Source organism: Paraburkholderia sp. BR14320 (assembly GCF_040948665.1).
Taxonomy (GTDB): Bacteria; Pseudomonadota; Gammaproteobacteria; order Burkholderiales; family Burkholderiaceae; genus Paraburkholderia; species Paraburkholderia youngii.
In genome coordinates this window covers 1-7,473 of the sequence record NZ_JBFPKG010000106.1, presented here as the reverse complement: position 1 = coordinate 7,473, position 7,473 = coordinate 1, and the positions used below count along the sequence as shown (strand labels likewise).

General features: G+C 56.8%; 4 protein-coding genes and 2 pseudogenes. 4 read left to right on the top strand and 2 right to left on the bottom strand.

Annotation, left to right across the window (positions count from 1 at the left end):
* Positions 1-188: pseudogene (locus AB3X89_RS38370) on the top strand (hypothetical protein); the annotation flags it as partial.
* Positions 189-241: 53 nt separating this feature from the next.
* Here the strand turns inward: AB3X89_RS38370 and AB3X89_RS38365 are convergent.
* On the bottom strand, positions 242-1,096 hold the full coding sequence (locus AB3X89_RS38365; protein WP_368587832.1) for a hypothetical protein: 855 nt from the start codon (positions 1,094-1,096) through the stop codon (positions 242-244).
* Between the two features lie 874 nt (positions 1,097-1,970).
* Positions 1,971-2,318: pseudogene (locus tag AB3X89_RS38360) on the bottom strand (IS3 family transposase); the annotation flags it as partial.
* Positions 2,319-3,028: 710 nt separating this feature from the next.
* Here AB3X89_RS38360 and AB3X89_RS38355 point away from each other — a divergent pair.
* The 3 genes from AB3X89_RS38355 to AB3X89_RS38345 all read left to right on the top strand — a co-directional run bounded on the left by AB3X89_RS38355 (position 3,029) and on the right by AB3X89_RS38345 (position 7,259).
* Entirely contained in the window at positions 3,029-3,550 is a 522-nt protein-coding gene (locus AB3X89_RS38355) for a hypothetical protein (RefSeq protein WP_368587831.1), read from the top strand.
* 130 nt (positions 3,551-3,680) lie between these two features.
* Positions 3,681-5,201, top strand: a complete 1,521-nt coding sequence (locus AB3X89_RS38350; protein ID WP_368587830.1) for a hypothetical protein — start codon at positions 3,681-3,683, stop codon at positions 5,199-5,201.
* Positions 5,202-6,455: 1,254 nt separating this feature from the next.
* Positions 6,456-7,259, top strand: coding sequence for a glycoside hydrolase family 25 protein (locus AB3X89_RS38345; protein ID WP_368587833.1), 804 nt, complete (start codon positions 6,456-6,458; stop codon positions 7,257-7,259).
* Positions 7,260-7,473: the final 214 nt, after the last annotated feature.

Below are 7,473 nucleotides of genomic sequence, written 5' to 3'. Positions count from 1 at the left end.
CCGGGTTGCGGAAATTCGAAATGCGTTTCGGGCTGGCACCCGACAGAACACTGAGCCTGCTACGTGGCTCGATTACGCCGATCCTGCGGTGGCTCCAATACGCCGATCATCGAGTGGCCCGATTGCGGCGATCATCCGGTGGCTCGATTACGCCGATCCCGGAATGGCTCGAATATGCCGGTCAGTGACAGCACCGTTCCTTTCGCTGCATGTTAAACTCGGCAGCCTGCCATTGGGCTTCCTAGCCGTGCCTCTGGCAAAAGCGCGCGGAGCGCACAGCAGCACCCGTTTTCGCAAATGCGCTGAGCCGGTCGATGAGTTCCACAAAACTTGCCAAGCTTGCCGTGCGAAGTTGATAGCACGCGATACGATTGCGCTCACAGATCCACTCGAACATCTTCACTGTATCGTCGTCTATACAGTCGGCAGGGAACATGAGCATGTCCACATCCGGCAACGCGGCGGCCAGCAAACCGGTACAGTCCACCGTGTCGCTGCCGCAGGCCATCGTTCCACCTGAGGCTTCCACGAGCCACTGGATTGCAGAAAGAGATCCGGGCCGCCCCCCGACATACAGAACGCGCTTGCCCTGCAATGCCGCGAGCGGATCGGCCTTCCGACCCGATAAGTAGGATGAAGGATTATTCAAAACCCGCTCCATCGCACTTGCTTCCGCTTGCAACGCTCTATTCAGTACATCCATTTTGCTCAGTTGTACTCGCATTGCACGTGTGCTTTCACGTTCGGCCGCAGCGCGCTTCTCCGCGCTCTCTCGATAAGTCTTATGAAGGGCGATCAGATCGTCACTTTCAGTAAGTGCTTCGCGCAGCATGAGGATTTCCCTACGCAATTCCACTTGCGTCGCCAGTTGTTCGTTCCGGCACGCAGCGAACCGTTGTTTCTCTATTACTGCATCGCGCTCTGAACTAGCGACCGGGTGTGCGGTGCCCGTAGGAATTCGTCCACAAACGGAATCCGGCGCTGCCTGTAAGCAGGCGAATGCGGACCGGTTCATATGCATCGCTGTTTCGTGATGTGCTTTCATTGCGACGCGGATCAGCGGATTATCGGCAGCGGTGTCGGCATTTTTTGACAAAGCGAGAACCCCACTCGAAATTCTATTGGTGCATAACAGGCGGCTTGCATCAGCGCTATTGAATCTTGCCGTGTGTTGGCACCGACCCAGCGCTCCGCTATGAGATCGACACCTGTGCGATAGGCTCTAAAGCCCGTCGCACGCTGGTGATACGCTTGCGTGAATTCCTGCAATATGTCGCACTTTTCACGCGTGCTCCGGCAGCTTTCCGATATTCGGAGTGTGAAAATGCACAGGTTGGTTCGCCTTTACCATTCTGTCAGCTCTGTTTTCAATAACGCAATCGTCCACAGTGCACTGCATAGTGCTGCTCGCTCACATCACTTCTCGGATCGCTGCTGGGTCCGATACATCCATTTTTTCCGTCGATTCTGCGCACCCGCCATACGAGGGCGAATCCGGAACATTGAACCGACCGCTGGACGCGCGAACGCCTCCTCGCGAATGCAATTGAATATAGCGAACTCGCTATCGTGCCGGTTTGATCAGTCTCAAAGCATCGGTAGTTTGTATCGCGTTGCTTCAGCCAAAACTTGCTCAATGCCTTTGTAGTTTCGCTGACTGACGACGCAGTAGGGTCAGCGAATTGGATGCCGTTAAGGGCAGAACCACCACGACCACGGTCGTTCGCGCCCGCGCGCGGCCCCACGCCTGGTGCGCGGCACTGGCCATGATGCCAGCCGCGCTGTAGTTGCAGTAACTAGCCACCGGACTGTCACAACATCTCACTCGGTTGTTTCGCCGGCAGCGTTTTGCGGTCATAGCAAGACCGTGTCGATTATCATTCATCGTTCACCTTGCTCGCTCCCGGAGCCTAATTTCTGCGGGGGTTGTTTTTGGAGTGGCTCCTGAAATTCAGCACACGTGGGCACCGTTAGGTTGATGACGCCGCAGCATGCCTGAACTCGCGACGCGAGCGCTCTTTCAGGGCTTTGTGCGGCGCCTCTTTGTAGCGTTCAAAGGCGATAGCCAGACGCGAGAGCGCCGGTTGTGCGTCAGGCTTGTCCAACGAAGCGACGTAGTCGTGCTTCACAACCTTCACGAACGATTCAGTCATGCCATTTGCTCTGCGGCGACCGCACAAGGGTGGACGACGGCTCAAGACCCAGTTGGCGAGCGAGGCTGCGCGTGCGGTGGTCGATATTGGCCAAGCCATTGGCCGACAGCCATTCGACGGCTGCGTAGCCTGTGTTGTGCCGAGGCGCTGTTCGACGGCGGCCAGCTCAGATGCGGGCACAAAGCCTCCCGCACACTCTCCGCCGCCAGACTTCCTTCCTGGCATTGCTTGCGGCAGCCGCACAACGGATTGGCGTTGACGCCGTGCCGAGAACCACGGACGACACCGAAGCTCCCAGTTCCAGCGTTTCCCGCACATGGCGATTTTTTCCTGCGCCGCGCGCTGATTGCGGCACTCTGCGCTCAGTCAAAATTTCAATGCTTTCCACTTAATGACTAGGTTTTACTGATGGGCACAATACAATCCCTATTTAAAGAGTCCTTGCGTCCAAATCCACGTAGGCGCCGCTCCAATTTCCTAAGGAGTCGATCCCCAACAAATCCGGGCGAAAAGAAAAACAGATCTCACTCTAGTCGATTAACCGAACAAGGCTTGACACGTTGCGCCATGTGCGACACTCATTGAACAAAAACCGTCCACTGAAGAACACAGACCCCCGTTTGGCATTTATGCCACGCTGCGGCGGACGAGTTTCCCGCGAAATTGCGTGTGGAGAGAGGGGACCGATCTATCGACCCGCGCAATCCGCGTCGGACGGCTCCCCAAATAGACGTCAATCACGCCCTGAATGTCCTCCCCCGCACATCCTAATAGCATTAAGAAGTGGGACTTTGTGCGACCAGGGAAGGCAATTCCCCTATTTTGGTGAAGTTCCGTTGGGTAACCTGCACTCGTTGGACAAGAGGAGAAATCCAGTGTGGCAAATCAATCATCACCCGATCAATGATGCAGACCCCGCCGCGATACCAGAGGAGGAACGTTTCATTCACTCCATCGGAGGCGCGGGCCTGTTCGCAGAGAAATCTCGCGAACCGTGTATCCGATTTTGCGAGCGCAATCGCGACCGCGTGTTAAGTTGTCTGCCCAAGTCGTTGGCTGACGTGGTGCGTTCAACCAGCTTTGGCATGATGCTTGATCTGGTGAAAGCCCATGGTGGGTGTCGACTTTACCTACCAACGCGCCACGAAAAGTTCTTTCACCGAACCGGCCTGTACGTGCCAGAACCAATATACATCCGGTGGCGCGATACTGCCGACGTGAACGGCCAGATCGATATCCCCAACGTTTGGGGGCTGCTCCAGGCACTTAGGCGTGCCGCTATCCGAACGGCGCTCGCGCGCGGCTGGTCTTCAGACGCGTTGCACTCAACATTTGGCATATCCCGTCGTCAAATCAAGGCTTATCTTCTCGACGAACACGAGACGGCACCGTGCTAGTTTCTCTCAGGCGGGCGATGTATTTCGCCGATGTGGCACCCGTAGGCCCACTGCGATGAGCAGTGGATTTTCTTTACCGTCGCACTAACGAACAGCCCGCTAATACCCGTAGACACAGGAGTATCCCATCATGCCTTCGGCGATTCCCTACGATCCCGCGCTTGCGCTCGGAAATCTCGTCAGTATAGAGCGCCTGCATTTGCTCGAGCAGGTTGTGGCTGCTTGTGCGCCTGCCGATGCCGCAGAAGACACTCTCAATTCCCTAATTTCCGCCAAGCGCTCGCTTGACATGACGTCTCAGGAACTGGCGGGGATGGGTATCGACACCTCTCATGTCGATGCCGAGTCCGTAGCGGTAGGCAAGGATCTCGCCGCCGCAGCGCAGGAGTTTGCAAAAGCGAAAGTTGCTGCGATCAAGTCAGTCCAGCCGCTCAAGAAAAAAATGTCCAGTATCAGCGACTCGGCGGAGAGTCCGGTCGACTTCGATCGCTCGCAGATCAAGCAGATACCACTGTCAGCTGACAGTCTCAAGATGAACGTTCAGTTCTTTTCCAATGATGCAAGCGACTTCCGATCAGGGACACATTCGTCCATAATTGGCTCATTCGTCAGCGGTCAGGTCGGTATTTTCGGAGATGATTTCGCGACACAGACCTCCAGCGCTGCCACGAGCCAGGTTAACAGTCAACTCCAGAACCACGACATCGCCGGTACGCTCGTCATCAGCGTGGCATGTTCGCATAAGAATGCCGCACTCCTAGCACCGTTCATTCTAGATGTGGACAAAGGCATCGGTGCGTTCAATTCCTCTTTCCCTGATGCGATGATTAAGACTGACTCGATCGCCTCAATGCAAAAGATTGCAGCCCAGTCCGACACGAAGGACGAAAAGGCGCTAACCATTCTATCCGGCGCGACGATGGGTTCTTGCTTTATTGGCATGATCCACGTGCTAAACACAACTGAAACGCGAAACCGCCAAGCCATGGAGAGCGTTGCTGCGTCGCTTCAAACGCAATTCAAAATCGCGAGCTGGTTTGAAAGCGCCTCGGGTGGCTTCGGCGTAAACAGTTCGTTCAGCAAGGACGCGAAATCGCTGCTCTCCGCGCAGAATGTTACTTCCCACTGCACGCTCGTCACTGTCGGTTCCATTCCTTCGATCAAGTCGAACGAAGTGCAGATGGGGGTCAAGCAATTCGCCGACGCGGATGGCGCCAAGTCGATGACAGCGCTGCTCAAGCTGCAAGGAGCTACGGCGACGGACCAGGAATCGGTCTCATCGGCAGCCGCTCGCGCCCGTACCGGCCAGGAATTGCTGGCCATGAAGTCGAGCCAGGTCGAAAGCGCACTGTCCGCGCTCTCGGACATCGATGATGGCAAGAACAAGATCATCGATACGAATTCAATGATGAATGCTCTTGACGACTACATCCAGAAATGTCTTGCGGGCAATATGGGCGCTCCGATCACTTACTACCTCAAAAGGATCACTGCCTCGCAACTTGCGCAAGCATGGATGGCGAAGTACTTCCCGGCAAAGTTCATCAGCTTGCCGGCTGATGATTCCGGCACAGGTCGCGACGGTGGTGCCAGGGAGGCGTCGGGGGGTAACAGTGGCGGCAAGGGAAGCGGCGATGGCGGCGACACCTAATCGCGCAAGGTATTGCATCAACTAGCCACTGTAAGGCCGTGAAGGGATCGAGGACCGCGCAATCGCTGGCTGCAACCTCGGGAACATTTTCGTATCGGGATAGGCCACGTCCTGCCTGCCCCGATATCGATCGTACTAGGGCTCTAGCTATGGATATGCATCGCATCGCCCGCGTCATCCAGTCGCTCACAGAAGTCGAGCGCGACTGGTTGAATGCCGTGCTGGACACAAGCGCGCGTGGCCCAGCGTCTCTCCATGATATCTGGGCTGAAGCATGGTTCAGCGCATCCTCCGCGCGGGGACTGATCATCCATCCCCCCTTCGCCGCTGCCTTCTTTTACGTGTCAGCGCGCGCGTGGCCCGAACACGCGCGTGAGATCGAGCGGACGTTGAAAGTCGCGATGTTGTTTGACCTGCTCCTCACAGCAGGTCTCATGCAGGTACACCATTCACGCGAGACGTCGCGGAGCGTCATCCGCTGCATTGGGGCCATCTTCAGCGAGCCGCGTATGGAAGTCGTGCGCGGGAAGCCACGCATCGTGATTAATCAAGCCGGAGACTACACAGAGGACCCAACTACGATAGTTAACTGCGCCGGAGAGGTTCTGTACCGCAGCGCGCGACTCGGGCAGGACGCTTTTGATCTTCTTGAAGAGGCGACTCACGGGATGTTGCAAATTCAACCCGTCGAGCGGGCTGCATTGCTCGCTGCTATCGGGGTACCGGACCGCCCGAACGCAATGGTGAGTTCTCCCGAAGGAGGCCATGCACTGAATCAAACTGACGTTGGGGAGGTCACCGACGACCGAGACGATGACGAACGTACGCAAGCGCGCCGCAGTATGCCGAGCGCGGATGCTCTACATACAGAAGAGCATCCGAGCCGGCGAAAACCACAGGCAGTTGCTGGCTCTCGAATTGAGAACAGCGGTCAGAAACAGTCGCAGACCGCGCGGATGCGCGCCCCGAGCACTCCGACAAGATGGCCCCGATGTTGGTTAGTCATATTGTCCATACTCGCTCTTCTTTGCGTCCTAGCGGCTGAATTCACGGTTGCAAATCGCAACTGCAATCACGCGGCGCATAAGAGTGAGGGCGAAGCGCCGAAAACGAGCGAACCCACATTACAAGCGCCAGCGCCTGCTGTCGAGAGCTACGGCAAATTGAAATCGACGGTCGCGGTCAACAACAGCGCGGCAAGCCCGCTGACCGAGAGTGCTCTATCCAGAGACCTCTGGCGCGCAGGACCATTTAATGCCATGTTGCAAACCGGGCCCAGCGAGGCACCACGGATGGCAGAGACGATCGGTGCATTCATTCCTGAGGGCAATGAGAAGGAGGCTGCCATTGTCGATTTGCCCCAGCGTCCGCTGGGGCTCGATGTCTCAAAGTGGTCGGGCAGAGGCAAGTCAGGAGCGGAGGCGGTGTTCGCAGGCTCCTCGTATCGATTTCGCATTTGCACGTGTCGCCTACGGCAAGTGGCCCGATCCGGAGTTCCTCGAGAATTGGAAAATCATGAAGAAGCAGGGCGTCTACCGAGGCGCATATCTTTTTTTCCGTCCAGACCAAGACCCTATCGAACAAGTTGATGTCGCGGTCCGCACTATAGGGGCACCGGCGATGCGCGACCTCTGCCTTACGATAGATATCGAACGCGCGGGTTTTCCGCTGCACGCCTCCGTTCCGGACATTGCGACGGCCGATCGCATTTTTGCGGTGGCACTCCAGCGGGTACAAGAAACCATGAAATGCATTCCCATCATCTACACCGACTGGGAGACTGGCCACGAGTATCTTAGCGCCCCCGAATTCGGCCGGTTTCCCTTATGGATTGCCGACTGGACCAACGCAAGCTCGCCGAAGTTGCCCCCGGCATGGTCGGATTTCACATTCTGGCAGCGATCAGATCACTTCCACAACAGTCCCGTGCCGGCTGACTTCGATATTTTTAACGGCTCCATCGCGGAATTGCAGCGACTGGTCCGCTTGCCCATCCCGCAGCCGGCATCTAGCTTACTTCCATATGGTGTGAGGAAGCCCGGGCGCCCGAGATACTGAGTCAAACGCAAGCTGCCACTGACAGTTGCATGCCGTCGGGTCGAAGTGCCGAGCAAATCCGAGCAACATCTAGGAGGCTGTTGGAAAGTAAGCGGCTCAGCTGGGCCGTTGGTCCATCCGCGTGCGCGTGAGGCATGATGGTGAATGGAGCGGCTGGTCAGGTCGAGGGATCTGGCGGACTGGTCGGCGTATGCAGCTTGTCGGCCACACGCCA

Coding starts and splice junctions, on each gene's coding strand:
- AB3X89_RS38345 (WP_368587833.1), top strand. CDS start 6,456: ATGCCATGTTGCAAACCGGGCCCAGCGAGGCACCACGGATGGCAGAGA.
- AB3X89_RS38350 (WP_368587830.1), top strand. CDS start 3,681: ATGCCTTCGGCGATTCCCTACGATCCCGCGCTTGCGCTCGGAAATCTC.